This is a genomic window from Variovorax sp. OK212 (genome assembly GCF_900112425.1).
Taxonomy (GTDB): domain Bacteria; phylum Pseudomonadota; class Gammaproteobacteria; order Burkholderiales; family Burkholderiaceae_C; genus Variovorax.
Map to the genome: position 1 here is coordinate 609,542 of NZ_FOLP01000004.1, position 23,932 is coordinate 633,473.

At 68.9% G+C, this 23,932-nt stretch carries 26 protein-coding genes and 3 tRNA genes; 17 read left to right on the forward strand and 12 right to left on the reverse strand.

What is annotated here, in order from left to right; translation table 11 throughout:
• Positions 1-3 precede the first annotated feature (3 nt).
• Positions 4-1,044, reverse strand: coding sequence for a type VI secretion system protein TssA (gene tssA / locus BM004_RS16405; RefSeq protein WP_093126934.1), 1,041 nt, complete (start codon positions 1,042-1,044; stop codon positions 4-6).
• A 71-nt stretch (positions 1,045-1,115) separates the two neighbouring features.
• Here tssA and tssJ point away from each other — a divergent pair, with 71 nt between their 5' ends.
• The gene (gene tssJ / locus BM004_RS16410; RefSeq protein WP_093126932.1) at positions 1,116-1,628 is read left to right on the forward strand and encodes a type VI secretion system lipoprotein TssJ; all 513 of its coding nucleotides are present in this window, start codon (positions 1,116-1,118) and stop codon (positions 1,626-1,628) included.
• 49 nt (positions 1,629-1,677) lie between these two features.
• Here the strand turns inward: tssJ and BM004_RS16415 are convergent, their stop codons facing one another.
• A complete protein-coding gene (locus BM004_RS16415) occupies positions 1,678-2,871 on the reverse strand; it encodes a type VI secretion system protein (RefSeq protein ID WP_093214903.1) in 1,194 nt (397 codons plus the stop codon).
• A 1-nt stretch (position 2,872) separates the two neighbouring features.
• Positions 2,873-4,195 (reverse strand): DotU family type IV/VI secretion system protein, encoded by a 1,323-nt coding sequence (locus BM004_RS16420; RefSeq protein WP_093214905.1) that lies wholly within the window; start codon positions 4,193-4,195, stop codon positions 2,873-2,875.
• 240 nt (positions 4,196-4,435) lie between these two features.
• On the opposite strand from BM004_RS16420, the gene BM004_RS16425 reads away from it, so the two are divergent.
• On the forward strand, positions 4,436-5,137 hold the full coding sequence (locus tag BM004_RS16425) for a response regulator transcription factor (protein WP_093126924.1): 702 nt from the start codon (positions 4,436-4,438) through the stop codon (positions 5,135-5,137).
• Between the two features lie 37 nt (positions 5,138-5,174).
• On the opposite strand, the gene BM004_RS16430 is transcribed toward BM004_RS16425, so the two are convergent.
• Genes BM004_RS16430 through BM004_RS16460 form a run of 7 tightly spaced genes read right to left on the reverse strand, consistent with a single transcriptional unit; the run spans position 5,175 to position 11,011 of the window.
• A complete protein-coding gene (locus tag BM004_RS16430) occupies positions 5,175-6,521 on the reverse strand; it encodes an MSMEG_0569 family flavin-dependent oxidoreductase (protein WP_093214907.1) in 1,347 nt (448 codons plus the stop codon).
• Positions 6,522-6,557: 36 nt separating this feature from the next.
• Positions 6,558-6,842 (reverse strand): MSMEG_0570 family nitrogen starvation response protein, encoded by a 285-nt coding sequence (locus tag BM004_RS16435; RefSeq protein ID WP_093126922.1) that lies wholly within the window; start codon positions 6,840-6,842, stop codon positions 6,558-6,560.
• On the reverse strand, positions 6,833-7,849 hold the full coding sequence (locus BM004_RS16440; protein ID WP_093214910.1) for a sll0787 family AIR synthase-like protein: 1,017 nt from the start codon (positions 7,847-7,849) through the stop codon (positions 6,833-6,835). Before BM004_RS16440 ends, BM004_RS16435 begins: the two co-directional genes overlap by 10 nt.
• Positions 7,846-8,406, reverse strand: a complete 561-nt coding sequence (locus BM004_RS16445) for an MSMEG_0567/Sll0786 family nitrogen starvation N-acetyltransferase (protein ID WP_093214913.1) — start codon at positions 8,404-8,406, stop codon at positions 7,846-7,848. Before BM004_RS16445 ends, BM004_RS16440 begins: the two co-directional genes overlap by 4 nt.
• 2 nt (positions 8,407-8,408) lie before the next feature.
• The gene (locus BM004_RS16450; protein WP_093214917.1) at positions 8,409-9,491 is read right to left on the reverse strand and encodes an MSMEG_0568 family radical SAM protein; all 1,083 of its coding nucleotides are present in this window, start codon (positions 9,489-9,491) and stop codon (positions 8,409-8,411) included.
• Positions 9,454-10,515: a Nit6803 family nitrilase gene (locus BM004_RS16455; protein ID WP_093214920.1), complete on the reverse strand. Its 1,062-nt coding sequence runs from the start codon at positions 10,513-10,515 to the stop codon at positions 9,454-9,456. The genes BM004_RS16450 and BM004_RS16455 overlap by 38 nt, the downstream gene beginning before the upstream one ends.
• 13 nt (positions 10,516-10,528) lie before the next feature.
• A complete protein-coding gene (locus BM004_RS16460; RefSeq protein ID WP_093126909.1) occupies positions 10,529-11,011 on the reverse strand; it encodes an MSMEG_0572/Sll0783 family nitrogen starvation response protein in 483 nt (160 codons plus the stop codon).
• 354 nt (positions 11,012-11,365) lie between these two features.
• On the opposite strand from BM004_RS16460, the gene BM004_RS16465 reads away from it, so the two are divergent.
• Positions 11,366-12,757 (forward strand): aminotransferase-like domain-containing protein, encoded by a 1,392-nt coding sequence (locus tag BM004_RS16465; RefSeq protein WP_093126906.1) that lies wholly within the window; start codon positions 11,366-11,368, stop codon positions 12,755-12,757.
• Between the two features lie 24 nt (positions 12,758-12,781).
• Here the strand turns inward: BM004_RS16465 and BM004_RS16470 are convergent, their stop codons facing one another.
• The gene (locus BM004_RS16470) at positions 12,782-13,354 is read right to left on the reverse strand and encodes an Rrf2 family transcriptional regulator (protein WP_093215016.1); all 573 of its coding nucleotides are present in this window, start codon (positions 13,352-13,354) and stop codon (positions 12,782-12,784) included.
• A gap of 352 nt (positions 13,355-13,706) precedes the next feature.
• On the opposite strand from BM004_RS16470, the gene BM004_RS16475 reads away from it, so the two are divergent.
• Both BM004_RS16475 and gph read left to right on the forward strand, forming a co-directional pair.
• Positions 13,707-14,738 (forward strand): alpha/beta fold hydrolase, encoded by a 1,032-nt coding sequence (locus tag BM004_RS16475; protein ID WP_093214923.1) that lies wholly within the window; start codon positions 13,707-13,709, stop codon positions 14,736-14,738.
• A 71-nt stretch (positions 14,739-14,809) separates the two neighbouring features.
• Positions 14,810-15,505, forward strand: a complete 696-nt coding sequence (gene gph / locus BM004_RS16480; protein ID WP_093214927.1) for a phosphoglycolate phosphatase — start codon at positions 14,810-14,812, stop codon at positions 15,503-15,505.
• Between the two features lie 39 nt (positions 15,506-15,544).
• Here gph and BM004_RS16485 read toward each other — a convergent pair whose 3' ends face one another.
• Positions 15,545-16,153: a chalcone isomerase family protein gene (locus tag BM004_RS16485; protein ID WP_371271203.1), complete on the reverse strand. Its 609-nt coding sequence runs from the start codon at positions 16,151-16,153 to the stop codon at positions 15,545-15,547.
• A 348-nt stretch (positions 16,154-16,501) separates the two neighbouring features.
• On the opposite strand from BM004_RS16485, the gene trpE reads away from it, so the two are divergent.
• The 12 genes from trpE to BM004_RS16545 form a co-directional block, all read left to right on the forward strand.
• Positions 16,502-18,004: an anthranilate synthase component I gene (gene trpE, locus BM004_RS16490; protein WP_093215018.1), complete on the forward strand. Its 1,503-nt coding sequence runs from the start codon at positions 16,502-16,504 to the stop codon at positions 18,002-18,004.
• Positions 18,005-18,006: 2 nt separating this feature from the next.
• A complete protein-coding gene (locus BM004_RS16495; protein ID WP_093126897.1) occupies positions 18,007-18,399 on the forward strand; it encodes a GxxExxY protein in 393 nt (130 codons plus the stop codon).
• A complete protein-coding gene (locus BM004_RS16500; RefSeq protein ID WP_093126895.1) occupies positions 18,396-18,980 on the forward strand; it encodes an anthranilate synthase component II in 585 nt (194 codons plus the stop codon). The genes BM004_RS16495 and BM004_RS16500 overlap by 4 nt, the downstream gene beginning before the upstream one ends.
• Positions 18,981-18,986: 6 nt before the next feature.
• Complete coding sequence (ltaE, locus tag BM004_RS16505; protein WP_093126892.1) at positions 18,987-20,045, forward strand: low-specificity L-threonine aldolase; 1,059 nt, start codon at positions 18,987-18,989, stop codon at positions 20,043-20,045.
• 16 nt (positions 20,046-20,061) lie between these two features.
• A complete protein-coding gene (locus tag BM004_RS16510) occupies positions 20,062-20,730 on the forward strand; it encodes a LysE family translocator (protein WP_093214929.1) in 669 nt (222 codons plus the stop codon).
• Positions 20,731-20,755: 25 nt separating this feature from the next.
• A complete protein-coding gene (gene trpD, locus BM004_RS16515) occupies positions 20,756-21,778 on the forward strand; it encodes an anthranilate phosphoribosyltransferase (RefSeq protein ID WP_093126887.1) in 1,023 nt (340 codons plus the stop codon).
• Between the two features lie 27 nt (positions 21,779-21,805).
• Positions 21,806-22,606 (forward strand): indole-3-glycerol phosphate synthase TrpC, encoded by an 801-nt coding sequence (trpC, locus tag BM004_RS16520; RefSeq protein WP_093214931.1) that lies wholly within the window; start codon positions 21,806-21,808, stop codon positions 22,604-22,606.
• The gene (locus BM004_RS16525; RefSeq protein WP_093126883.1) at positions 22,603-23,310 is read left to right on the forward strand and encodes a uracil-DNA glycosylase; all 708 of its coding nucleotides are present in this window, start codon (positions 22,603-22,605) and stop codon (positions 23,308-23,310) included. The genes trpC and BM004_RS16525 overlap by 4 nt, the downstream gene beginning before the upstream one ends.
• 107 nt (positions 23,311-23,417) lie before the next feature.
• Positions 23,418-23,503: transfer RNA gene (locus BM004_RS16530), tRNA-Tyr, on the forward strand.
• 65 nt (positions 23,504-23,568) lie between these two features.
• Positions 23,569-23,642: transfer RNA gene (locus BM004_RS16535), tRNA-Gly, on the forward strand.
• Positions 23,643-23,693: 51 nt separating this feature from the next.
• Positions 23,694-23,768, forward strand: a tRNA-Thr gene (locus BM004_RS16540).
• A gap of 73 nt (positions 23,769-23,841) precedes the next feature.
• Positions 23,842-23,932: GTP-binding protein (locus BM004_RS16545; RefSeq protein WP_038111923.1), on the forward strand; the 91-nt coding region annotated here is incomplete at its 3' end.

Below are 23,932 nucleotides of genomic sequence, written 5' to 3' on the forward strand. Positions count from 1 at the left end.
GCGCTATTCGGACGGGCGGCGGCCCGTGACCGTCTCGATCGTGTCCATCGCGTTGGGCGCGAGGTTGGCCATGATCTCGAGGAAGCTCACGCCGATGAGCTTCTTGGCGCGCTCGATCAGCAGCGGCGCGGGGTTGCCCGGCTCGGCCTGCTCGAGGTAGCGGATCACGCGGTCGAGCATCTGCACGGCGTCCTGGCGGTTCTGGATCTCGCCGCGCAGCGCGGCGGGGCGTGCGCCGGACGTGCCTGCGGATTGCGCGTCGGCGCCTGCGTCGTCACCGGCTTCGGCGGTTGCATCGGCCGGTGCGCCGCTGGCCGCCGCGCTGGCCTTGTGCAGCACGCGGCCGATGGCGCGCAACGGGTCGAGGTCGACGGCATCGGCACGGCCTGTGCGCTCGACGATGAGCTTGTGCAACCGGTCGATCAGCGCGGGCATGCCGACGGCGGCCTGGATGGCCTCGGGCCGCTCGGCCTGGATCGCCTCGAGGCCGCCGTGCACCTGCGCCATCGAATAGGTGGCTTCGCCGCCGACGGCCGTGAGCGCGTTGTGCGCAATGGCGATGTCGCGCACGCGGATCGGGCCCACGCCGCGCGCGATGCCGACCTGCGCCTCGTACAGGTCGCGCAGGCCCATGGCCTCGTCGGTCAGCGGCGCGAGCGCGTTCAGGCGCATCGTCGGGTCGTTGCCGTCGTCGGCATCGAGCTTTGGATGTATGCCTTCCCAAAACGTGTCGAGCAATCCGTTGAGCAACTGGAGCCCGGCGGCGAAGCCCATCACGCCCTGCGTGCGTGCCGATGCGCGCAGCAGCAGCACGGCGGCGCGCACGTCCTTGCTGCGCCGGAGGATGGATTCGGCCTGCTCGCCCACCTCGCGCCACTCGGGCTCGACCGCGGGGATCACGGTGTCGCCGAACTGCTGCTCGGGCTTGCCTTGCGCAGCGGCGACGAGGGCCGTGAAGTCCGCGTCGTATTCGAGATCGTCCCCGCATGGCGAGGCCTCGCCGATGGGCGCGAGCAGTGTGGCTGCAAGTTCGTTGGTCAGCATGTTGCCTGTTCGAGTTGGCTGGTGATAATCAAAGAAGCACCTGAACCGGTCAATGCAACGAAGGGAATAGCATGCGCACGCTGGGTACACACCATTCGTCCTATGAAGGCTTCCTTGGCGCTGCCACGCGGCGCCGCATCGCCGTTCTTGGCCTTGCTGCAGCGGGTCTCCTGATCGCGGGCTGCGCGGCCAAGCCCGTGGTCACCACGGTGTCGGTGAACCTCACGGCGGGCGCCGACGCCAACCCCGACGCGCGCGGGCGCGCCTCGCCGCTCACGGTGCGCGTGTATGCGCTGAAATCGCCCGGTCCGTTCGAGGGCGCTGATTTCTTCTCGCTGTTCGAGAAGGACCAGGCCACGCTCGGCGCCGAACTCGTGCAGCGCGAAGAAGTGCTGCTGCGGCCCGGCGAGAGCAAGAAGCTCGAGTTCAACCTGCCGCCCGACGCCAAGGCCATCGGCGTGATGGCGGCGTTTCGCGACCTCGACCGCGCGCGCTGGCGCGAGGTGCGCCCCGTGACCACGGGCAAGGCGCACACGCTCGATGTGGCCTTCGGCGCCAGGCAGATCCGCATCGACAGCAAGTAGCCTGCGCGGCGCGCGCGTGCCGGCGCGTGCCAGCGCGTGCCAGCCCGTGTCACAGCGGCGCGAGTTGCGTGCTTGGCGCGCTCGACGTGGCGGAAGAGGGCCGCCCCGGCCGCACCAGCGGCTGGTCGGCCGGCAGGAAGTGACCGAACAGGTCGCTCACGAAGGCACCGCCGCTGTCGGCCGCATCGTCTGCGTGCGCCTGCGACGCGGAGGCCGTGAGGTAGAGGCCGCGCCAGCGCGGCATGCGCGTGCCCTTGCCGTGGCTTTCGAACAGCACCTCGGCGAACTGCCGCAGGCCCGGCTGCAGCGCGCGCACATCTTCCACGAACGAATGAACGGCCAGCCGCGCCGCCGCGCTGGGCTGCTCGCGCAGCAGCGCCATGCGCAGGCCGTGCAGCTGCTGCACGATGGGCTCGAACACCGCGTCGAAGCGCGCGCCCGCCGGCGTCTCGATGAAGGCCGACGGGTCGGTCAACCGGTGCCCGATGGCCTGTGCCAGCACCTCGGGCGCGAGTGCGCCGCGCAGCACCGCATAGCCCGCGAGCTGCTCCAGCCCGGTCACCACCAGGTAGGTGGGCAGCTGCAGGCGCAGCGTGTCGCTGGTTTCGTCGAGCAGGTGGCGCAGGCGCGCGGCCTTCGGCCGGAGCTCGGTGGCGTCGTCGTGCAGCAGCTCGTGCGCGCCCACGCACACCACCAGGCCGTTGAGCGGCAGGCGGTTGCGCCGCTCGGCCAGCGCAAGCAGCGACTGCAGCCACAGCCCGCGCATGGCGGGCGTGCCGCCGGTGTCGCCCGCCAGGCCCGGATGGGTTTCCACGGCCATGGCCGCGCCGGTCAGCCACCAGTGCCACCAGGCGCCGCCGAACGGATCGCCCGAGGCGGCGGCATGCGCACCGGCGTCGTCGCCGGCCGGCGCCCGCTCGCCCCGTGCCGTGGCGAGCAGCGCCGGCACGCGGGCCTGCGTGCCGCCGAAGAAGAGGAACCACGGCACCAGGGCCGCGGACTTCGAGCGCAAGGTGCGGCGCAGGGTCTGCTGCGCCTGCGACATGCCGTCGCGCAGGGCGTCGACCGCCGCCTGGTCGGCCTCGGCCGGCGGTGCGCCCATGGCCGCGATGCGCCGCACCAGCCCGCGCCGGCGCGCGCCGCAGCCGGCGTCGCGCACCACCGCGTACAGCAGGCCGAAGCCGAGCACGCACAGCGACAGCAGCAGCCAGAAGCGGTGGGCGGGGGAGAGCAGGGCGGTCATGTCAGCGCGGCGTCGTTTCGAAGAACACGAAGTCGGCGATCAGCCGCTCGCTGTTCTTGCTGGCCGCCAGCGCCTCGCGCAGGCGCAGCAGGTAGGCCGAGGCCAGCTCGAAGGGCGGCCGGTTGGAGGTTTCGCTGAACGGCATCGGCGCCGACAGCACCGTGATCAGCACGCTGCCGAAGGGCGGGCTCACCAGCCAGCTCGAAGGAATGTCGCGGCCCAGCTCCAGCGACTGGCCGGCGCGCAGCGCGAGCGGCGCCGGGCCGGGGTTGAGGTGCATCACGGAACCGTCGGCCGTGTAGTAGTCGACCCAGATGTAGCTGTCGTGACGCGGCGCCACCACCTGCACGCGCACGGTGTCGCCCTCGCGCAGCTTGCCGTCGTGCGCGGAGGGCGCGTCCACGTCGAGGCCGTAGGCCTTCTCGACGTTGCGTGCCTGGTAGGGCTTGAGGATGGAGAACACCTCGCAATGCGGCCACACGCGCAGGCCGATGTCGAAGCGCGGCGAGCGCACGCCGGGCATGGCGCTCACCTCGCGCTCCACGCGCGGCAGGTCGCCGGGCACCGAGACGTAGCCGCTCACGCGGGTGCGGCCGTCGGGCTCCACCGCCGCGGAAAGGTCGGCGCAGGCGAAGCTCTGCAGGTGCTGCTCCACGCGCTGGCCCAGGCCCGTGGCCACCGCCGGCGGGCCGGTCGACCACAGCCACAGCAGGTACAGCAGCGGCAGCGTGAGCGCCAGCGCGGCGCTGCTGCGCAGCAGGGTGCGGTCGCGCCGGCGCGTGTCGTTGGGGCCGCGCGGGTCGGCCACGCCGTAGGGCTGCGGCGTGATGCGGTCCTGCGCGAGCGTGGCCAGCGGCAGCGGGTGCATCCGCAGCTGCTGGCCGTGCAGGTCCTTCAGCTTGCCGAGTTCGCCCTGGTCGCCTTCCTCGAAGTAGTACTGGCCCTTGAAGCCGAGCGCCAGCGCGTGCCAGTAGACCTCGCGCACGTCGTCGTCCTCGGGGCCCAGCGCCGAGAGGTGGTGGAAGAACTCGCTGTGCGCGTTGTTCGAGTTGAAGAGCTGCACCTGCAGCGCCGGGGTGCCGTTGGCGCGCGGGTGGCGCGCCAGGATCTCGTCGATCCACGCCACCATGGCGAAGGCGGCCGACTCGACCTGCGCCGCGGGCGTGCCCTCGGCGTCGGCGGCGGCGCGCGCGCCGTCCAGCAGCCGGCGCGCCTGCTGCTGGGCCGCCTCGTGCGCGAGCATCGGTTCGCCGGCCGCGATCGACGCGTCCAGCGCAAGGCCGAACGAGACGAGGGCGCAGAAGTGGTCGAAAAGATGGGCCATGGGCGGGCCCGCTCAGTCGTGCGTTGCGAAGGATGCCTTGCACCGGCGTCTGCAGCGATGGCACATGCCCATGTCCCCGGTTCCTTCGAGTGGTGGTTCATTCTTCCCGAAGGGCCGCCGTGCGCCATACCGCTTGGGGTCTATGCCGTTGGTAGGGCCGGCGGTCTTGCTGCGCCGGGCATTCGCCGTTATCTTCAGCGTCTGCAAAGATCTCTGCATGCTGGGACACGGGGAAATGCCATGAAAATCCTGATCGCCGACGACCACAGGCTCGTCATCGAGGCGGTCAAAGCCAAGTTGTCGGAGCTGGAGCCTGGCATCGAATTCGTTCTGGCGATGAGCGTCGACGAATTGCTTGCCGGGGCAACCGACGACCTCGACCTGGCCCTGATCGACCTGAACATGCCCGGCGCCGACGGGCAGGCCCACATCGACGACATCCGCCGCCGCCATCCGGCGGTACCGGTCATCGTGCTGTCGGGCTACGAAGACCCCGCCATCATGCGCAGCGCGCTCGAGCGCGGCGTGCTGGGCTTCATTCCCAAGGCCTATTCACCCGAGGTGATGCTGTCCGCCGTGCGGCTGGTGCTGGCCGGCGGCGTGTACGTGCCGCCGATGATGCTCACGGCGCTGCCGCCGGGCATCGTGGCCGGCGTGTCGCAGCAGGCGGCGACCGAGGCCTTCGCGCGCGGCGGGAACGGCGGCGGTGGCTCGGGTAGCGGCCAGACGCTGGAGCACCTGCGCAACGTGCTGACCGAGCGCCAGGTCGAGGTGCTGCAGCTGCTGTCGCAGGGCAAGCCCAACAAGCTGATCGGGCGCAGCCTGGGCATCAGCGAAGGCACCGTGAAGATCCACCTGGCCGCGATCTTCCGTGCGCTGAACGTGCGCAACCGCACCGAGGCGGTGGTGGCGGCGCAGGCGCTGACCGAGGCGCAGGCCTGAAGTCCCGAGGCCCCGAAGCCTGCCGCGCTTGCCGCGGCTAGGCGGCGCGCAGGGCCGGCAACGGTTCGGCCGTGACGCTGCCGCCAAGATCGCTGGCGCTGCGCAACCCCTCTTTTCTTTGCGCGATGGCTTGCGCCAGGAACTCCGCGTCGCGCGCCACGCCCGAGAAACGGCCCGACCCCCAGGTGTGCAGCCAGGGCAGGCCCAGGAAGTAGAGCCCCGGCTCGTTCGTCACGCCGCGCAGGTGCACCGGCGCGCCGCGCCCGTTGAACACCGGCGCATCGACCCACGCGAAATCCGGCGAGAAGCCGATGCACCACACCACGCTGGTGATGCCGGCCGCCGCGAGGTCGAGCCGCGTGCGCTCTTCCCGCGGTTCCCACACCGGCGTGTAGACCGAAGGCGGCGGCGCTTCGATGCCTTGCGCCGCAATGTGCCGGTCGATCGACTTGTTGATGCGGTTGTAGGTGTCGTCCGCCGCGTCGAGGTTGTCGCGCAGGTTGGGCTGCAGCTCGAAGTTGCCGTTGTCGAACCCGTTCAGCAGCCCATACAACGCCATGCCTTCGAGCGCGAAGCGGCGCAGGTCGATGTCGCGCCCGCCGTCGCGGCCGGTCACGTAGTGGTTGGTGTTGTCGCGCACGCCTTCGCGCAGCGGGTGCTCGGTGACGGGCATGTCGTAGTACTTCATGTCGGCCAGCCAGTCGACCACTTCGCGGCCGCGGTAGAAGCGCGCGCAGCGCGGCGCATGGCCCGTGGCCAGGTGCACCTTGCGCCCGGCCAGGTGCAGGTCTTCGGCGATCTGCGCGCCCGACTGGCCGCAGCCCACCACCAGCACCGCGCCCTCGGGCAGCTGCGCCGCGTTGCGGTACTGCGCCGAATGGAACTGCGCCACGTGCGCGGGCAGCTTCTCGGCCAGGCGCGGCACGATGGGGCGGTGGTAGCCGCCCGAGGCCACCACCACCTGGTCGGCGGTGTAGAGGCCGGTGTCGGTCTGCACGTTGAAGCGGTCGCGCTCGCCGGCACCGGGCGCACTTGGCGCACTTGGCGCGCGCGAGACGCGCTCCACCGTCACGCCCTCGATGGCCGGCGGCTTCACATGGCCGACGAAGCCCGCGAGCCATTCGTTGATCTGCTCCTTCACCATGAAGCCGTGCGGATCGTTGCCCGTGTAGCCCCAGCCCGGCAGCTGGCACTGCCAGTTGGGCGTGACGAGGCAGAACGAGTCCCAGCGCTGCGTGCGCCAGCTGTGCACGAGGCTGCGCTTCTCGATCACCAGGTGGTCGATGCCGCGCTGCTGCAGGCAGTGGCTCAGCGACAGGCCGGCCTGGCCGCCGCCGACGATGACGACGCTGTAGTGGCTGCGTCCGCCGTAGGGGTGTGACATGGGGTGCTTCTTTCTCTCTTCTGGAGGTGGGGGACGTCAGTCGAAGGCGACGACGGTGACCTGCGCGTCCGCGGTTTCCGCGAAGCGCGCAGCGATGTGTTCGATTTCCGCGAGCTGGTCCATCGCCTGCGAGCAGGCAAAGCCGTACTTCGCGCGCACGCGTTCGGAGGCCAGGCCCAATGCCTCGCGTGCGTGCCGCATGAATTCGCCGAGGGCATAGGGCTCGCCGGGCACGAGGTGCTCACGCACCACGCTGGAGGGCGAGTAGCAGCGGGTTTCGCTGGCGTCGGGCCAGCGCACGCGGAAGTGCGTCACGGGCATGGGGCGGCCTCCGATTGCAGGCCGGGCGGCTGGATGAAAGCGTCGCTGCCGAAGTCCCACAGCAGCGCTTCTTCGCCGTTGGCGCGCAAGCGCACCTGCCGCGTGGCGTCGACCTCGCCGACCACGGCGCAGGCGATGTCGCGCGCGGCGAAGCGCGCCAGCACCGATGCCACCTGCGCGGGCGCCACGCTCAGCACGAAGCCGTAGCTGGGGAACGACGAGAGCCAGCGCATCAGCGGCACGCCGTCGGGCCTGGGCAGCGCGTCGAGGTCGATGCGCGCGCCCACGCCCGAGCATTCGAGTAGCATCAGGGCCGTGCCCACGGCGCCGGCCATGCTGATGTCCTTGCCGGCGCCGCACAGGCCGTCTTCGGCGAGCGAGGGCAGCAGCTCGAGGTCGGCGCGCAGCCGCGCGGCGGGCGCGCGGGTGGAGGCGTTCCAGTAGGGAAAGGGCTCCTCATAGGCGCCGCGAAGGTCGGCCGCCATCACGAGCAGGTGGCCGGGTTGCGCGTCGAAACTGGTGAGCAGCCGGCGCGCATGGCCCAGGATGGCCACGGCCAACTGCGGCCGCTCGCTGCGGTTGTTGCTGTGCCCGCCCACGATGGGCACGCCGTAGCGCACCGCGGCTTCGGCCAGGCCGCGCAACACGTCGTCGGCCGGGCTCATGCCGCTGCTCCACAGCGCGTCGACCACGGCTGTGGGGCGCCCGCCCATGGCGTAGATGTCGCTCACGTTGACCATCACGCCGCAGTAGCCCGCGAACCAGGGCATGCGCACGATGAAGTCTTCCACCAGCCCTTCGATGGCGAACAGCAGGTAGCCGCCGTGGCCGTCGGGAATGGCCGCGCAGTCGTCGCCGATGGGCACGGCCTGCGCCAGCGCGGCATGGCCGCCGGGCAGCGAGCGGCCGAGCGCGGCCACCACGTCGCTGATGTCGCGCTTGTGGGCGAAGCCGCGCGTGGCGCGCAGGGCCTCGGCAATGGCATGGACGCCGTGAACATCGGTCATGCCATCACCTTCGCGCGCGTGACGAAGCCGCTCACCGGGTCGTGGCAGGGCGGGTACCAGGCCAGGTCGGCCTGCATGCGCGCATGCGGTCGGCCATGCACGCGGGTCTCTTCGAGCATCCGCCAGCCGAGCTTCCTGAACAGCGGCACGTTCTGCATCTGCACTTGCGCCAGGAAGGTCTCGCAGCCCAGCGCGTTGGCGCGCGACACGGCCAGCCGGATCAGCGTGGCGCCCAGGTGCCCCTGGCTGCGGAACGCGGGGTGCACCGCCAGCCGCGAACCCCACCATTCGTCCTCCGCCTCGCCGCGGTGGATGCGCACCGTGCCCACCACCTGGTCGGGCATGCCGGCGTTGCACGACATGGCCACCAGCAGCCGGGCATGGTCGTCGATGGCATCGCGGTCGTCACGCGCGAAGATGCCCTGCTCGATGCAGAACACCGCGCGGCGCAGCGCCATGGCTTCGTCGCGCTCCCACTGTTGCGCGGCTTCGCGCACCAGGTATTCGACGGGCGCGTAGGCGTCCGCCATTTCGCAGAGGTCGTCGATGCACAGCATGGTCAGCTTTCGCTTTCTTTTTCGTAGATCGACAGCGACGAGCAGGCGCCGCACTTGCCGCAGCCGGCCTTGATGTCGGCCGAGCGCAGGCCCGCCGCCACCACGCGCTCGCCCAGCGGCGCCAGCAGCGACTTCATGAAGTCGGGCGTGGGCGCGGGGTGGTCTTCGAGCGGCGTGCCGCTGATCGGAACGAAGGGCACGACGAAGGGGTACACGCCGCGCGCCAGCAACTGGTCGCAGGTGTCCAGAATCGCTTCGCGCGTGTCGCCCAGCCCGGCCAATATGTAGGTGCTGACCTGCCCGCGCCCGAACACGCCCACGGCCGCCTCGAAGGCGCTCATGTAGCGCGACACGGGCACGCTGGCCTTGCCCGGCATGATGCGTTCGCGCACCGCGGGCGTGACCACTTCCAGGTGCATGCCCAGCGTGTCGATGCCCGCGGCCTTCATGCGGTGGAACCACTGGTCGTCGTCGGGCGGCTCGCACTGGCCCTGGATGGGGATGTCGACCGCGGCCTTGATGGCGAAAGCGCTCTCGCACAGCACGGCCGCGCCGCGGTCGGTGGCGTTGGGCGTGCCGGTGGTCATCACCATGTGCTTCACGCCGTCGAGCAGCACGGCGGCGCGCGCCACCTCGGCCAGTTGCTCGGGCGTCTTGCGCGCGACGGTGCGCCCGGCCGCGAGCGACTGGCCGATTGCGCAGAACTTGCAGCTCTTCTTGCGGCTCTCGTAGCGGATGCAGGTCTGCAGCACGGTGGTGGCGAGCACGTCGCTGCCGTGCAGCGTGGCGATGTGCGAGTAGGGCACGCCGTCGAAGGTCTGCATGGCGTAGAAGCGCGGCTGCTTCGGAAAGCTGATGCTCGCAATGGGAATGCTGCCGCGCATCACGCGGCTCATGCCGTGCGCGTCGGGCGCCTCGGCGGTGAAGGGCGAGTGCCACGCGGTGGAGGTGTGCACCGGCACCATGATCGTGTGGCCGTCGACGGTCACGGCCTTGTGGTCGGACGGGCCCGCGCCGCCGCGCCGGCTCGACACACCGGCCGACGGGTCAACCAGCCGCAACCCGAAGGACTGGAGCTCGGTCATCAGCTGCCGGCTCGCGGGTGGCATCGTTGTCGTGGTGGTCATGGTCGGTGCTCCGTGGTGTAAGCGGTGAGGTGTGGGGTTGCGTGAGGTGCATCGGCACGGTGGTCTGCGCCGGCCGGTCGTTGATGGCGAGCGACAGCAGTTCGGGCCGCGCGTAGTGGCCGACCGAATCCATCATTCGCTTGCGCTTGGCGATGAGCGCCATGTCGAGGTCGGCGATGACCATGCCTTCGCCCTCGGTGAGCGGCGGCGCGAGGTGCTTGCCCTCGGGCGAGACGATGGCCGTGTGGCAGCCGCCGCGCAGCGCCTTCTGCAGTTGGGCGTCGGGCGTGACGCTGCGGATCTGCTCGTCGCTGAGCCAGCCGGTGGCGTTCACCACGAAGCAGCCCGACTCCAGCGCGTGGTGGCGGATGGTCACTTCCATCTGCTCCGCGAAGATCGGCCCGACCAGCGAGCCGGGAAACTGCGCGCAATGGATCTCTTCGTGCTGCGCCATCAGGGCGTAGCGCGCGAGCGGGTTGTAGTGCTCCCAGCAGGCCAGCGCGCCGACGCGGCCGACGGCGGTGTCGACCACCTTCAGGCCCGCGCCGTCGCCCATGCCCCAGACCATGCGCTCGTGGTACGTGGGCGTGATCTTGCGGCGCTTGAGCGCGAGCGTGCCGTCGGCGTCGAACACCAGCTGCGTGTTGTAGAGGCTGCCGTGGTCGCGCTCGTTCACGCCGAGCACCACCACCATGTGGCGCGCGCGGGCCCGCTCGGCCACCGCCTGCGTGACGGGGCCGGGCACCACCACCGCGCGCTCCACCAGCCGCAGGTGCGGCGCACCCTGCAGCACCGGCGGCAGCACGAAGCTGAAGTAGGGGTAGTAGGGCACGAAGGTCTCGGGGAAGACCGCGAGCTGCGCGCCCTTGGCTGCGGCCTCGTCGATGGCGCTGCACACCCGCTCGAGCGTGCCGTCGGGGCGGTCGAAGTCGGGCGCGATCTGGATCGCCGCGGCACGCACGATGCGGGGTGGGGAAGCCATCGCTCGTGCCGCCTTACAGGGTCCAGGTGTCGAGGATGACGGCGCCGGCCTTCTTGTGCAGCAGCACGATGTCCAGCACGTCGAGCGGGTTGATCGGCTTGATGCCCTCGATCAGCGCGCCTTCGCCGTGGCCGTACAGCGCCTGCAGCGCGAAGCGGCAGGCGTAGACCTTGCCGCCTTCTTCCATGAACTTGACGATCTGCTTGTTGAAGTTCTGGTGGCCCGGGAAGGCCTCGTCGCCCAGCGTGGGAAAGCCGCGCTGCACGCCCAGCGTCACGCCGGGGCCGTACAGCAGCACGGAGGTCTCGTAGCCCTTGCGGCGCAGGCGCGTGGCCTGCAGCAGGTTGACGAAGCCGATCGAGCCTTCGAAGGCCACGGTGTGGAAGGTGACGAGCGCCTTCTCGCCGGGCTCGGCCTTGACGTCTTCGAACACCTTCTCTTCGTAGTCGACAAGGAACTCGCCTTTTTCGTTGCGGGGGCGGGTGACTTTGGGCATGGGGTACTCCGGTTGGGGTGGTGGGTACGCAGGTCTTGCGTGCCTTTCTCTTCGCAGGCGATGTGCCAGCGCCGGGCGGCGGGCGTGCGATCAAGTCGCGATCAATGCGCGGCGGTGCGGGCTGCGTGGCGATAAAAATTCTTCGGGCGCCCGGAATCGCGGCCATGCAGGTCGCCGGCCACGTCGGTTTCGCACCGTGACGACGCACGCGGCATGCGATCAATGCACCCGATAAATGGCGTTGATCGCACCTGATCGAAGCATTCGCCCCCTCTGGCACGGGCGTGATTCCTGCGTGTTGATCGGCAGACCGATGCAATCAATGGATGCGATCAACTTCGCCGGGAACGCCTCATGACCACGATCACCGCCCACTGGCGCAAGCAGCTGCGCACCACCGCCAAGCCGGCCTACCTGCTGCTGGCCGACCTGATCGCCGACGACATCAAGACCGGCCGCCTGGGCGTGCGCGACCGCCTGCCCACGCTGCGCGAGCTGGCCACCGACCTGGAACTGAACTACACGACCGTGGCGCGCGGCTATGCCGAGGCGCGCAAGCGCGGGCTGATCGATTCGCGCGCGGGCACCGGCACCTTCATCCGCTCGGGCAGCCCGAGCCTGCGGTTGCGCGGCGGCAGCGGCGCCGAGATGACGATGAACATGCCGCCCGAGCCCGACGACGAGCACCTGATGGCGCGGCTGCACGACAGCGCCAGCCGGGCCTTCGCGCAGCTCGACTTTCACGACCTGCTGCGCTACCAGGACTTCGGCGGCACCGTGCACGACCGCGAGGTGGCCATGCAGTGGTTGCGGCCGTTCGTGCCCCACGCGAGCGTGGACCGCATCCTGGTGTGCCCCGGCATCCATGCCGTGCTGACCGCGCTGTTCTCGCAGCTGGCGCGCCCGGGCGAGCTGGTGTGCGTGGAGTCGCTCACCTACCCGGGCGTGAAGGCCATCGCGGCGCAGCTGGGCGTGCAGCTGCATGCGCTGCAGATGGACGACGACGGGCCCATTGCCGACGCCTTCGAGCACGCCTGCAAGACGCTCAAGCCCAAGGCGCTGTACTGCAACCCGACGCTGCTGAACCCGACGGCGGCCACCGTGTCGCGGGCGCGGCGCGAGGCGCTGGCCGACGTGGCGCTGCGCTACGCGGTGCCGATCATCGAGGACGACGCCTACGGCATGCTGCCGCGCCAGGCGCCCGCGTCGCTGGCCACGCTGGCGCCGGGGCTCACCTACTACGTGAGCGGTTTCTCGAAGTGTTTCGGCGCGGGGCTGCGCAGCGCCTATGTGTGTTCACCGACGGTGGTGCAGTCGCAGCGGCTGGCCGGCGCGATGCGCGCGACCACGGTGATGGCCTCGCCGATCACCAACGCGCTGACCACGCTGTGGGTGGAAGACGGCACCACCGAGGCCATGCTGCAGGCGGTGCGCGCGGAGTCGGTGGCGCGCCAGCTGCTGGCCATGCGCTACCTGGGCGACAGCGGCCTGCAGGCGCACCCCGAGGGCTTTCATGCATGGCTGCCGCTCACGCCGGGCTGGAGCCCGGTGGAGTTCGCCTCTTACCTGCGCACGCAGAACGTGGGCGTGGTGGCCAGCGCCGCGTTTTCCACCGACGGCGACCCGCCCGACGCGGTGCGCATCTGCCTGGGCGGGCCGATGTCGCGCGAGCAGTGCGACCAGGCGCTGCGGCTCATCGCGGACACGCTGGCGCATCCGCTGCACCCGCACGCGACGCTGCGCTGAGTCGGATGCGAGGGGGAGGGCGCTTCAGCGCTTGGCGAACACGCCGTTCCAGGCGAACACCGAGTTCGGCGCGTTCACGTGGCGCAGGCTCGCGGTCGGGCGCAGGGCCGGTTCCTTCTTGCGCACGGGCTCTTCGTCGACGCGCACGCCCTTGGCCAGCTGGTCGTCGACCAGGCTTTGCAGGGTGACGGAGCCGAGGAATTCCATCACGTGGTGCTTGGCGGAGGCCCAGAGGGCTTCGGTGGAGTAGCAGCCGATCTCGGCGGTGCTTTCGCGCCGGGCCGCCTTTGCGACGACCGGGGCCTCGGTTCTGGTTTCGGTTTCAGGCTCGGCCGGGGCCTGGCCGTCGACCGAGGCCAGGATGTCCGCCACGGTGATCTCGGAGGCCTTGCGGGTCAGCGTGTAGCCGCCGCCCGGGCCGCGCGTGGCCTTGATGAGGGCGTGCTGGCGCAGCTTGCTGAAAAGCAGCTCGAGCGACGAGCGCGCGATGTGCTGGCGCTTGCTGATCGACGCCAGGGGCACGGGGCCGTCCCGCTCGCGCAGCGCGACATCGATCATGGCGGTCAGGGCGAAGCCGCCCTTCGTCGTCAGACGCATGGAGTGTTCCTCGTGAATGTGCATTGCGGGGCAATGCCGGGTGAAGGGCTGCCCGGCGGCTGGCGCGGGGCAGGTAGCCGGTGTGAGTGTCCGAAAGGTCGCCAAAAGTTTCCGGCGCGGTTTTCGGCGGGTTTTCGACATTGGCGGCCGTACAGGGCAAAAAGGGCGCTGCAAGGCCCACGGAAGGGGCCGGAACGAAATTTATTGTTGAAAAAGTACGCGCGGATACACAGCGATACGGTGCGCCGGCGCAATCCGTACCCCCGCCATGAAGATCCGGGCCGCCAGTCGCTCGCGGCTGCATCGATTTCCCTCTTTCAACCTCGCACCCCCGATTCGCAAGGAGCCTCCCATGTCTGCCCCAGTCCACATGCCCCGCCGCTCGTTTCTCGGCACCGCGGCCATCGGCGTCGCGGCCGCCCAGTTCGCCGCCGTCCTTCCCGCCTTCGCCCAGTCCGCTGGCACTCGCAGCACAGGCCCGCTCAAGCGCCTGGAGCCGCTGAAGACCATCGACGCCGGCGTGCTCAACGTGGGCTACTTCGAGGCCGGCCCCGCCGACGGCGCGCCGGTGATCCTGCTGCACGGCTGGCCGTACGACATCCACACCTACGCCGACGTGGCGCCGCTGCTTGCCGCGGCGGGCTGTCGCGTGATCGTTCCCTACCTGCGCGGCTACGGCGCCACGCGCTTCCTTTCGGCCGACACCCCGCGCAACGGCCAGCAGGCGGCGATTGCCGTGGACATGATCGCGTTGATGGACGCGCTGAAGATCCAGACCGCCACCATCGCCGGCTGCGACTGGGGCGCGCGCACCGCCTGCATCATGGCGGCGCTGTGGCCCCAGCGCGTGAAGGCGCTGGTGTCGGTCAGCGGCTACCTCATCGGCAGCCAGGAGGCCGGCAAGGTTCCGCTGCCGCCGCAGGCCGAACTGCAGTGGTGGTACCAGTACTACTTTGCGACCGAGCGGGGCCGCGCGGGCTACGAGAAGAACCGCCACGACTTCGCCAAGCTGATCTGGCAGCTCGCATCGCCGAAGTGGAACTTCGATGCCGCCACTTTCGACCGCAGCGCCGTGGCGTTCGAGAACCCCGACCACGTGGCCATCACGGTGCACAACTACCGCTGGCGCCTGGGCCTGGCCGAGGGCGAGGCGAAGTACCAAGCGTTGGAGAGCCGGCTGGCCAAGGCACCGGTGATCACGGTGCCGACCATCACGCTGGAAGGCGACGCCAACGGCGCGCCGCACCCGGAGCCGAGCGCTTATGCGAAGAAGTTCTCGGGCCCGTACGAGCATCGCCTGGCCAGCGGCGGCATCGGGCACAACCTGCCGCAGGAAGCGCCGGAGGCCTTCGCGGCCGCGGTGGTGGACGTGGCGCGGCGCTGAAAGAGAGAGCGAGAGAAAGAGCGGGGGCGAGCCTTCCGGGAGAATCGGCGCATCTCTCCGGAAGGCTTGTCTTGACCTCTTTCAGCTTCGATCCCACCCGCTTCGACGCGGCCATCGTCGACCTCGACGGCACGATGGTCGACACGCTCGGCGACTTCGCCGAGGCCCTGAACCGCATGCTGCGCGACCTGGCGCTGCCGCCCGTGGCGCCCGCCGCCATCGAGCTGATGGTGGGCAAGGGCTCGGAGCACCTGATTCATTCGGCGCTGGTGCACGTGATGGCGCCGTCGGAGGGCGCGGGTGCCGAGGCAAAGGCCCGCGCGCTGTTCGACCGCGCCTGGGAGCGGTACCAGCACCACTACCTGGCCATCAACGGGCAGCACTCCGCGGTGTATGCGGGCGTGGCCGAGGGGCTGAAGGCGTTGCGCGCGCGGGGCCTGCGGCTGGCCTGCCTCACCAACAAGCCGGGCTCGTTCGCCACGCCGCTGCTGGCCGCGAAGGGGCTCGACGGTTTCTTCGAATTCGTGTTCGGCGGCGACGCCTTCGAGCGCAAGAAGCCCGACCCGCTGCCGCTCCTGAAGACCTGCGAGGCGCTGGGCACGTCACCGGCGCGCACGCTGATGATCGGCGACTCCAGCAACGACGCGCGTGCCGCGCGCGCGGCCGGCTGCCCGGTGGTGCTCGTGAGCTACGGCTACAACCACGGCGAGCCGGTGCGCGGGGTGGACGCGGACGGCTTCGTGGATTCGCTGGCCGAGCTGGCCTGACTGGCCTGACTGACGCAGGCCGCCTGGGCTTTCAGGCGCTCACTGCTTTCCCAGCAGCGCGTCCTTCAGTTTCCAGTCGGCCGGGGTCGGTCCGAGCCAGATGCGCAGCAGCGCGTTGAAGAAGGCCGGTTCCTTCACCGGGTCGGGCTGCGGCACGCCGCGCACGGTGATGAGCGTGCCGGTGCCCGGCAGCCAGTCGATGGTGAAGGTGTCGCCGGTCTTCAGCTGCTTCTGGTCGGCGAACATCTGGCCCATGCGCAGCAGGCCGGGAATGAGGTTGAGCATTTCGCTCTTGGGCGAGTTCTCTTCCACGCCCTTGGTGAAGAGCTTGCCCAGCTCGTTGGCGTCGATGTCGCGCAGCATCGTGATCGCCACGCGCTTGGGGCCCGGCGCGGCCAGTGCTTCCTCGGGTGTCGACACCTTCTGGCCGACGTACAGGCCGGCCGTGTAGACCTTGAAGATGGCCTTGTAGCGCACACCCGCGCCGTTCAGTTGCAAGGCGGTGCCGCGCAGGTCCATGCGGTCTTCGAGCTTGACGCCGGCCACGTCGACGGTCGCGGCGGAGGCGCCGAGGGCGGTGGCGAGGCAGGCCAGGAGGCCGAGACGGACGCACGCGGCCGAGAGCGATAGAGCGGGCAGAGCAGGCACTGGGTGTCTCCTTGGAATTTGCGAACGGTCGTGCGAATGTATCTTTTCGTTTTACGCACGGACCATCGGGGGAACCCTGAAGAACGCCGTTGGCAGCCGTATTGCACGCGTTCGGCGTTTTCGTGGGCTAAACTCCGCGCTCCATGTTCGTTCATCACATCATTCAAACAGGTGAAGGCAGCCGGGGAGCCTGGCCCTGGCGTCGCCATACATCGCTGACTGTTTGATTGCACGGCGCACGCCGTGCGCCCGAGGTTCCGAGTCGACACACACACCGACGCCGGACCACCCGTGAATGACCTTGCCACCGGCCAAAGGAGCGCCGGCAGGCAATTGGAGAACGAATCCGTGATCACCGAACTTGAATTCAAGAGCCTCAGCGCCCAGGGCTACAACCGTATTCCGCTGATGGCCGAGGCCTTTGCCGACCTCGAGACGCCCCTTTCCCTCTACCTCAAGCTGGCCCATTCGCAAGGCGGCGGCAAGCACAGCTTCCTCCTCGAATCGGTGGTGGGCGGCGAGCGCTTCGGCCGCTACAGCTTCATCGGCCTGCCTGCCCGCACGCTGCTGCGTGCCTCGGGCTTCGGCGCCGAAGCCGCCACCGAAGTGGTGACCGACGGCGCCGTCGTCGAGACCCACAAGGGCAATCCGCTGGACTTCGTCGCCGAGTACCAGAAGCGCTTCAAGGTCGCGCTGCGGCCGGGCCTGCCGCGGTTCTGCGGCGGCCTTGCGGGCTACTTCGGCTACGACACCGTGCGCCACATCGAGCGCAAGCTCGAGAACAGCTGCCCGCCCGACACGCTGGGCTGCCCCGACATCCTGCTGCTGCAGTGCGAGGAACTGGCGGTCATCGACAACCTGTCGGGCAAGCTGTACCTCATCGTCTACGCCGATCCGAAGCAGCCCGAGGCCTATGCCGTGGGCAAGCGCCGCCTGCGCGAGCTGAAGGACAAGCTCAAGTACTCGGTGAGCGCGCCCATCGTGAAGCCCACGCAGGCGCACCCGCCCGAGCGCAGCTTCGCCAAGGGCGACTACCTCGCGGCCGTGGAGCGCGCCAAGGAAATGATCGCCGCGGGCGACTTCATGCAGGTGCAGGTGGGCCAGCGCATCAGCAAGCGCTACACCGAGTCGCCGCTGTCTCTGTACCGCGCGCTGCGCTCGCTGAACCCCTCGCCCTACATGTACTACTACAACCTGGGCGACTTCCACGTGGTGGGCGCCTCGCCCGAGATCCTGGTGCGCCAGGAGAACACGGGCGACGGCGAGCAAAAGATCACCATCCGCCCGCTGGCCGGCACGCGCCCGCGCGGCGCGTCGATCGAGCTCGACAAGGCGGCCGAGGTGGAACTCATCAGCGACCCGAAGGAGCGCGCCGAGCACGTGATGCTGATCGACCTGGCGCGCAACGACATCGGGCGCATCGCCAAGACCGGCACCGTGAAGGTGACCGAGGCCTTCGCGGTGGAGCGCTACAGCCACGTGATGCACATCGTGAGTAACGTCGAAGGCACGCTGAAGGACGGCATGACCGCCATCGACGTGCTGAAGGCCACCTTCCCGGCCGGCACGCTGACCGGCGCGCCCAAGGTGCATGCGATGGAACTCATCGACCAGCTTGAGCCCACCAAGCGCGGCATCTACGGCGGCGCCTGCGGCTACATCAGCTACGCGGGCGACATGGACGTGGCCATTGCCATCCGCACCGGCATCGTGAAGGACCAGATGCTCCACGTGCAGGCCGCGGCCGGCGTGGTGGCCGACTCGGTGCCCGAGCTGGAGTGGAAGGAAACAGAAGCCAAGGCGCGCGCGCTGCTGCGTGCCGCCGAACTGGTCGAGGAAGGCCTGGAGTGAACATGAGCACCGCACCCGATATTCAGAACGACTTCTCGCACGAGATCATCGGCGCGGCCGTCGAAGTGCAGCGCGTGCTCGGCACGGGGCTCGACGAAGCAGCCTACGCCGCGGCGCTGGCCATCGAGCTGGCCGAGCGCGAGATCGGCTTCACGCGCGACGTGGCGCTGTCGGCCAGCTACAAGGGCCGCTCGCTGGGCGAGGTATACCGCGCGGGCTTCGTAATCGAGCAGTCGGTCATCGTGGAGCTCAAGGCGGTCGACGTGCTGACCGACCTGCACCGCGCGCAGGTGCTGGCCGCGCTGCGGCTGTCCGGCCTCAAGCTGGGCCTGTTGATCAACTTCAACGTGTTCCCCGTCGTGAAGGGCGTGCACCGGATTGTGAGCAAGCCATGAAACTGCTGATGATCGACAACTACGACAGCTTCACCTACAACATCGTCCAGTACTTCGGCGAGCTGGGTGCGGACGTGCAGGTGCACCGCAACGACGAGATCACGGTGGCGCAGATCGGCGAGCTGATCGCCTCCGGCGTCACGCGGCTGGTGGTGTCGCCGGGGCCGTGCTCGCCGGCGGAGGCGGGTGTGTCGGTGGCGGCCATCGAGGCCTTCGCGGGCAAGCTGCCCATCCTGGGCGTGTGCCTCGGTCACCAGGCCATCGGCGCGGCCTTCGGCGGCAAGATCGTGCGCGCGCAACAGCTCATGCACGGCAAGACCAGCGAGATCACGACCACGCAGGAGGGCGTGTTCGCGGGCCTGCCGCAGCGCTTTACCGTCAACCGCTACCACTCGCTCTCGATCGAGCGCGAGAGCTGCCCCAAGGCCCTGGCTGTCACCGCCTGGACCGACGACGGCGAGATCATGGGGGTGCGGCACACCGGGTTCGCGCACGACGTGCGCATCGAAGGCGTGCAGTTCCACCCCGAATCGATCCTCACCGAGCACGGCCACGCCATGCTCAAGAACTTCCTGGACTAGCTCACCATGACCGACCGCCTCTCCCTCGTCGACCTGCGCAGCGACACCGTCACGCAACCCACGCCCGCGATGCGCGAGGCCATGATGGCGGCGCCGCTGGGCGACGACGTCTTCGGCACCGACCCGAGCGTGAACGCGCTGCAGGAAAAGATCGCGGCCATGCTGGGCTTCGAGGCCGCCATGTTCGTGCCCACCGGCACGCAGAGCAACCTGTGCGCGATCCTGTCGCACTGCGGGCGCGGCGACGAGTACATCGTCGGCCAGCAAGCGCACAGCTACCGCTGGGAAGGCGGCGGCGCGGCGGTGTTCGGCAGCGTGCAGCCGCAGCCGCTGGACCATGCGCCCGACGGCACCTTGCCGCTTGCGCAGATCGAGGCGTCCATCAAGCCCGACGACGCGCACTTTGCGCGCACTCGCCTGCTCGCGCTGGAGAACACGCTGGGCGGCAAGCTGCTGCCTTTCGCGTACGTGCAGGCCGCGACCGACCTGGCCAAGGGCAAGGGCCTGCAGCGGCACCTGGACGGGGCTCGCCTCTTCAATGCGGCCACCGCGCAGGCGGCGCTGGACAAGCGCAGCGACATCCGCGCCGAAGCGCGCCGCATCGCGCAGTGCTTCGACAGCGTGTCGGTGTGCTTCAGCAAGGGCCTGGGCGCGCCGGTCGGCTCGGCGCTGGTGGGTTCGCGCGAGTTCATCGCGCGCGCGCACCGCATCCGCAAGATGGCGGGCGGCGGCATGCGCCAGGCCGGCCTGCTGGCGGCGGCTGCGTCGCATGCGCTCGATCACCACGTCGATCGCCTGGCCGACGACCACGCGCTCGCGCAGCGGCTGGCACAGGGGCTCGAAGGCATCGAAGGCCTGACGGTCGAGGCGCCGCACACGAACATCGTGTTCGCCGATCTCACGGGCGCCGCGCAGGCGCGTTCTTCGGAACTGATCGCAAGCCTCAACCAGCAGGGCATCCTGGCGACCGGGCTGTACCGGCTGCGCTTCGTGACCCACCTCGATGTCGATGCCGCCGGCGTCGATCGGGCTGTTGCCGCGATCCGCGCCTTCTTCAAGTCCTGAACGCCGCGAGGACGCGATGCCTGATCTTCCCCATCTGCTCGCTTTCATCGCCGCCGGCTGGCTGCTGAACCTCACGCCCGGGCCCGACGTGCTGTACGTCGTGACGAACTCGCTGCGCAGCGGCGTGCGCGCCGGCATCGTCGCGGGGCTGGGCATCACGGCCGGTTGCTTCGTCCACATCTTCGCGGCCGCGGTCGGCGTCGGCACGCTGATGGCCACGTCGGCGGCGGCCTTCACGGTGCTCAAGTACATCGGCGCGGCCTACCTGCTGTACCTGGGCGTGCGCATGGTGCTGTCGCGACCGGCGCCGCCCGCCGATTTGGGCGAGGCCGCCGCTGCGGCCACGGCCGCCGGCGAGCGCAGCCTCCAGGCGATCTTTCTCGGCGGCTTCTGGACCAATGTGCTGAACCCCAAGGTCGCGCTGTTCTTCCTGGCCTTCGTGCCGCAGTTCATCGCAGCCGGCACCGATCACACGGCCCTGTACTTCGTGTTGCTGGGTGTGCTGTTCAACCTCAACGCCATTCCCGTCAACGTCGGCTGGGCCCTGGCCGCCGGATGGATGGCGCGGCGCGGTGCCGTGCGCAAGGGCATGCACTGGCTCGACCGCGCAGCCGGCGTTCTTTTCATCGGCTTCGGCCTCAAGCTCGCGTTCACCGACGCGCCCGCCGTTCGCATCGGCCGCTGATCCACTTTTCGAGGAGACCTCTCTCATGATCACCCCCCAGGAAGCGCTGCAGCGCACCATCGAACACCGCGAAGTCTTCCACGACGAGATGCTGCACATCGTGCGCCTCATCATGAGCGGCGAGTGCTCGCCGGTGATGATGGCCGCGCTGATCACCGGCCTGCGCGTGAAGAAGGAAACCATCGGCGAGATCACCGCCGCCGCGCAGGTGATGCGCGAGGTGTCGACCAAGGTGCCGGTGAAGGACACCACGCACCTGGTGGACATCGTCGGCACCGGTGGCGACGGCTCGCACACCTTCAACATCTCGACCTGCTCGATGTTCGTCGCGGCCGCGGCGGGCGCCAAGGTGAGCAAGCATGGCGGGCGCAGCGTGTCGAGCAAGTCGGGCAGTGCCGACGTGCTGGAGTCGCTGGGCATCAACATCAATCTGAAGCCCGAGCAGATCGCGCGCTCCATCGAAGAGTGCGGTATCGGCTTCATGTTCGCGCCGAACCACCATCCGGCCATGAAGAACGTGGCGCCGGTGCGCAAGGAACTCGGCATCAAGACGATCTTCAACATCCTCGGCCCGCTGACCAACCCGGCCGGCGCGCCGAACATCCTGATGGGCGTGTTCCACGCCGACCTCGTGGGCATCCAGGTACGTGCGTTGCAGCGCCTTGGCGCCGAGCATGCGATGGTGGTCTACGGACGCGACGGCATGGACGAGATCTCGCTCGGCGCGGCCACCATGGTGGGCGAGCTGAAGGACGGCGAGATCCGCGAGTACGAACTGCACCCCGAGGACTTCGGCTTCCAGATGTCGAGCAACCGCACGCTGCGCGTGGAGACGCCCGAGCAGTCGAAGGCGATGCTGCTGGGGGTGCTCGACAATCAGGCCGGCCCGGCGCTCGACATCGTGCTGCTGAACGCCGGCGCGGCGCTGTATGCGGCCAACGTGGTCGACTCGGTGGCGGCGGGCGTGGAGCGCTCGCGCAGCGCCGTCGCGTCGGGTGCCGCGAAAGCCAAGCTGGCGGAGCTGGTCAAGGCCTCCTCCACCGTCTGAGTCCAAGCAAAAGAAACACCAGAAGTTATGTCCGACATCCTCGACAAGATCGTTGCCGTCAAGCGCCAGGAAGTGGCCGCGGCCCTGAAGCGCGCACCGCTCGAAGCCGTTCGCTTCGACGCCGAAAGCCGCGTGCTGACGCGCGACTTCGAAGCCGCGCTGCGCGCCAAGATCGCCGCCGGCCACGCCGCGGTGATCGCCGAAGTGAAGAAGGCCAGCCCGAGCAGGGGCGTGCTGCGCGAAGACTTCATTCCCGCCGACATCGCGCAGAGCTATGCGGAAGGCGACGGCACCGTCAGCGCGGCCTGCCTCTCGGTGCTGACCGACAAGCAGTTCTTCCAGGGCGGCGTGGATTACCTCAAGCAGGCGCGTGCGTCGTGCGACCTGCCGGTGCTGCGCAAGGACTTCATCATCGATGCGTACCAGGTGTACGAGTCGCGCGCGATGGGCGCCGATGCGATCCTGCTGATCGCCGCCTGCCTCGACGACGCGCAGATGAAGGACTACGAAGCCATCGCGCGCGGGCTGGGCATGGCGGTGCTGGTGGAGGTGCACGACGCGGCCGAGCTCGACCGCGCGCTGAAGCTGAAGACGGCGCTGATCGGCGTGAACAACCGCAACCTGCGCAACTTCGAGGTGTCGATCCAGGCGACCATCGACCTGCTGCCCAAGCTGCCTTCGGACCGCTTGCCGGTGACCGAGTCGGGCATCAGCACGCGCGAGGACGTGGCCACGCTGCGCGCGGCAGGCGTCAATGCCTTCCTGGTCGGCGAGGCGTTCATGCGCGCCAAGGAGCCCGGCGAGGCCCTCGCTGCGTTGTTTCAATGAGCCGGCCCGATCAGCTGTCGAGCAGCGATCCTGCCGACTGGCCGGTGGCGCCGGGCTGGCAACCGCTGGTCGACGAATTCTTCGGCAGCGCTGTGGGCGGGAAGCTGCAGGGCTTTCTGCGCGAACGCCTCGATGCCGGTGCGGTGATCTTTCCGCCGCAGCCGTTGCGTGCGCTCGAACTGACGCCGCCTGAAGACGTGCGCGTGGTGATCCTGGGGCAGGACCCGTATCACGGGCGTGGGCAGGCGGAGGGGCTGGCGTTCTCGGTGGCGCCCGGCGTGGCCCTGCCGCCGTCGCTGCGCAACATCTTCAAGGAACTGCAGCGCGACCTCGGCGAAGCGCCGCCGCCGTTCCCTAATCCGGGCGGCAGCCTGGTGAAGTGGGCGACCCATGGCGTGCTGCTGCTCAACACCTGCCTGACGGTCGAGGAAGCCCAGCCGGCCAGCCATGCCGGCAAGGGCTGGGAAGTGCTGACGGATGCGGTGATTCGCCATGTTTCGGGCGGCGCGAAACCTGTTGTTTTTATGCTATGGGGTTCTCATGCCCAAAGTAAGCGTGCGTTGATCGATATTGAGCGCCATAAGGTGCTGATGTCAAATCATCCGTCGCCGCTTTCCGCGTTGCGCCCGCCGGTTCCGTTCATCGGATGCGGACATTTCGGAGAAGCGCGTGCTTGGCGGGAGGCTCGGCGAAACGAGGGCTGAAGTTGTTGGATAATCGGAGGATTCGCTCCTCGAACAGTTTTCCCGCATCTTTGTGATGCACGGATTTCTGAGTAGTCACAAAAACGTGCTATATTTCGAGGTTCGCCGGAGAGGTGGCCGAGTGGTTAATGGCAGCAGACTGTAAATCTGCCCTCTTACGAGTACGCTGGTTCGAATCCAGCCCTCTCCACCAGCGATGAATTTGGTTTCTAAGAGCGATTGGATCTAGCGCTTTGGGTGCCTTGAAGTGCCCCCGATGCGGGAGTAGTTCAATGGTAGAACCCCAGCCTTCCAAGCTGATGACGCGGGTTCGATTCCCGTCTCCCGCTCCAGAGACTCGGTTCGTTGTTGAGGCGATGTGAATGCGTAACTTTGTTACAAAAGCCCTTTTGGCTCAGTGGTAGAGCACTCCCTTGGTAAGGGAGAGGTCGCGGGTCCGATTCCCGCAAAGGGCACCAGTTTTTGGGGGTTGCAAATGCAGCATTGCAGCCCATCTGCATACGTTGAAAACGTTTTTTTCGGAGTCGAAAAATGGCAAAAGGTAAGTTCACCCGTACCAAGCCCCACGTCAACGTGGGCACGATCGGTCACGTCGACCATGGCAAGACCACGCTGACGGCTG

What these genes read in the sequence shown, in the direction of transcription:
- ltaE (WP_093126892.1), top strand. Translation starts at nt 18,987, where the DNA reads ATGACCGACCGCCTCTCCCTCGTCGACCTGCGCAGCGACACCGTCACG.
- BM004_RS16500 (WP_093126895.1), top strand. Translation starts at nt 18,396, where the DNA reads ATGAAACTGCTGATGATCGACAACTACGACAGCTTCACCTACAACATC.
- BM004_RS16415 (WP_093214903.1), bottom strand. Translation starts at nt 2,871, where the DNA reads ATGACCGCCCTGCTCTCCCCCGCCCACCGCTTCTGGCTGCTGCTGTCG.
- tssJ (WP_093126932.1), top strand. Translation starts at nt 1,116, where the DNA reads ATGCGCACGCTGGGTACACACCATTCGTCCTATGAAGGCTTCCTTGGC.
- BM004_RS16455 (WP_093214920.1), bottom strand. Translation starts at nt 10,515, where the DNA reads ATGGCTTCCCCACCCCGCATCGTGCGTGCCGCGGCGATCCAGATCGCG.
- BM004_RS16450 (WP_093214917.1), bottom strand. Translation starts at nt 9,491, where the DNA reads ATGACCGAGCTCCAGTCCTTCGGGTTGCGGCTGGTTGACCCGTCGGCC.
- BM004_RS16465 (WP_093126906.1), top strand. Translation starts at nt 11,366, where the DNA reads ATGACCACGATCACCGCCCACTGGCGCAAGCAGCTGCGCACCACCGCC.
- BM004_RS16510 (WP_093214929.1), top strand. Translation starts at nt 20,062, where the DNA reads ATGCCTGATCTTCCCCATCTGCTCGCTTTCATCGCCGCCGGCTGGCTG.
- BM004_RS16470 (WP_093215016.1), bottom strand. Translation starts at nt 13,354, where the DNA reads ATGCGTCTGACGACGAAGGGCGGCTTCGCCCTGACCGCCATGATCGAT.
- BM004_RS16525 (WP_093126883.1), top strand. Translation starts at nt 22,603, where the DNA reads ATGAGCCGGCCCGATCAGCTGTCGAGCAGCGATCCTGCCGACTGGCCG.
- BM004_RS16425 (WP_093126924.1), top strand. Translation starts at nt 4,436, where the DNA reads ATGAAAATCCTGATCGCCGACGACCACAGGCTCGTCATCGAGGCGGTC.
- BM004_RS16430 (WP_093214907.1), bottom strand. Translation starts at nt 6,521, where the DNA reads ATGTCACACCCCTACGGCGGACGCAGCCACTACAGCGTCGTCATCGTC.
- BM004_RS16495 (WP_093126897.1), top strand. Translation starts at nt 18,007, where the DNA reads ATGAGCACCGCACCCGATATTCAGAACGACTTCTCGCACGAGATCATC.
- tssA (WP_093126934.1), bottom strand. Translation starts at nt 1,044, where the DNA reads ATGCTGACCAACGAACTTGCAGCCACACTGCTCGCGCCCATCGGCGAG.
- BM004_RS16420 (WP_093214905.1), bottom strand. Translation starts at nt 4,195, where the DNA reads ATGGCCCATCTTTTCGACCACTTCTGCGCCCTCGTCTCGTTCGGCCTT.
- BM004_RS16460 (WP_093126909.1), bottom strand. Translation starts at nt 11,011, where the DNA reads ATGCCCAAAGTCACCCGCCCCCGCAACGAAAAAGGCGAGTTCCTTGTC.
- trpD (WP_093126887.1), top strand. Translation starts at nt 20,756, where the DNA reads ATGATCACCCCCCAGGAAGCGCTGCAGCGCACCATCGAACACCGCGAA.
- BM004_RS16435 (WP_093126922.1), bottom strand. Translation starts at nt 6,842, where the DNA reads ATGCCCGTGACGCACTTCCGCGTGCGCTGGCCCGACGCCAGCGAAACC.
- BM004_RS16445 (WP_093214913.1), bottom strand. Translation starts at nt 8,406, where the DNA reads ATGCTGTGCATCGACGACCTCTGCGAAATGGCGGACGCCTACGCGCCC.
- BM004_RS16440 (WP_093214910.1), bottom strand. Translation starts at nt 7,849, where the DNA reads ATGACCGATGTTCACGGCGTCCATGCCATTGCCGAGGCCCTGCGCGCC.
- trpC (WP_093214931.1), top strand. Translation starts at nt 21,806, where the DNA reads ATGTCCGACATCCTCGACAAGATCGTTGCCGTCAAGCGCCAGGAAGTG.
- BM004_RS16475 (WP_093214923.1), top strand. Translation starts at nt 13,707, where the DNA reads ATGTCTGCCCCAGTCCACATGCCCCGCCGCTCGTTTCTCGGCACCGCG.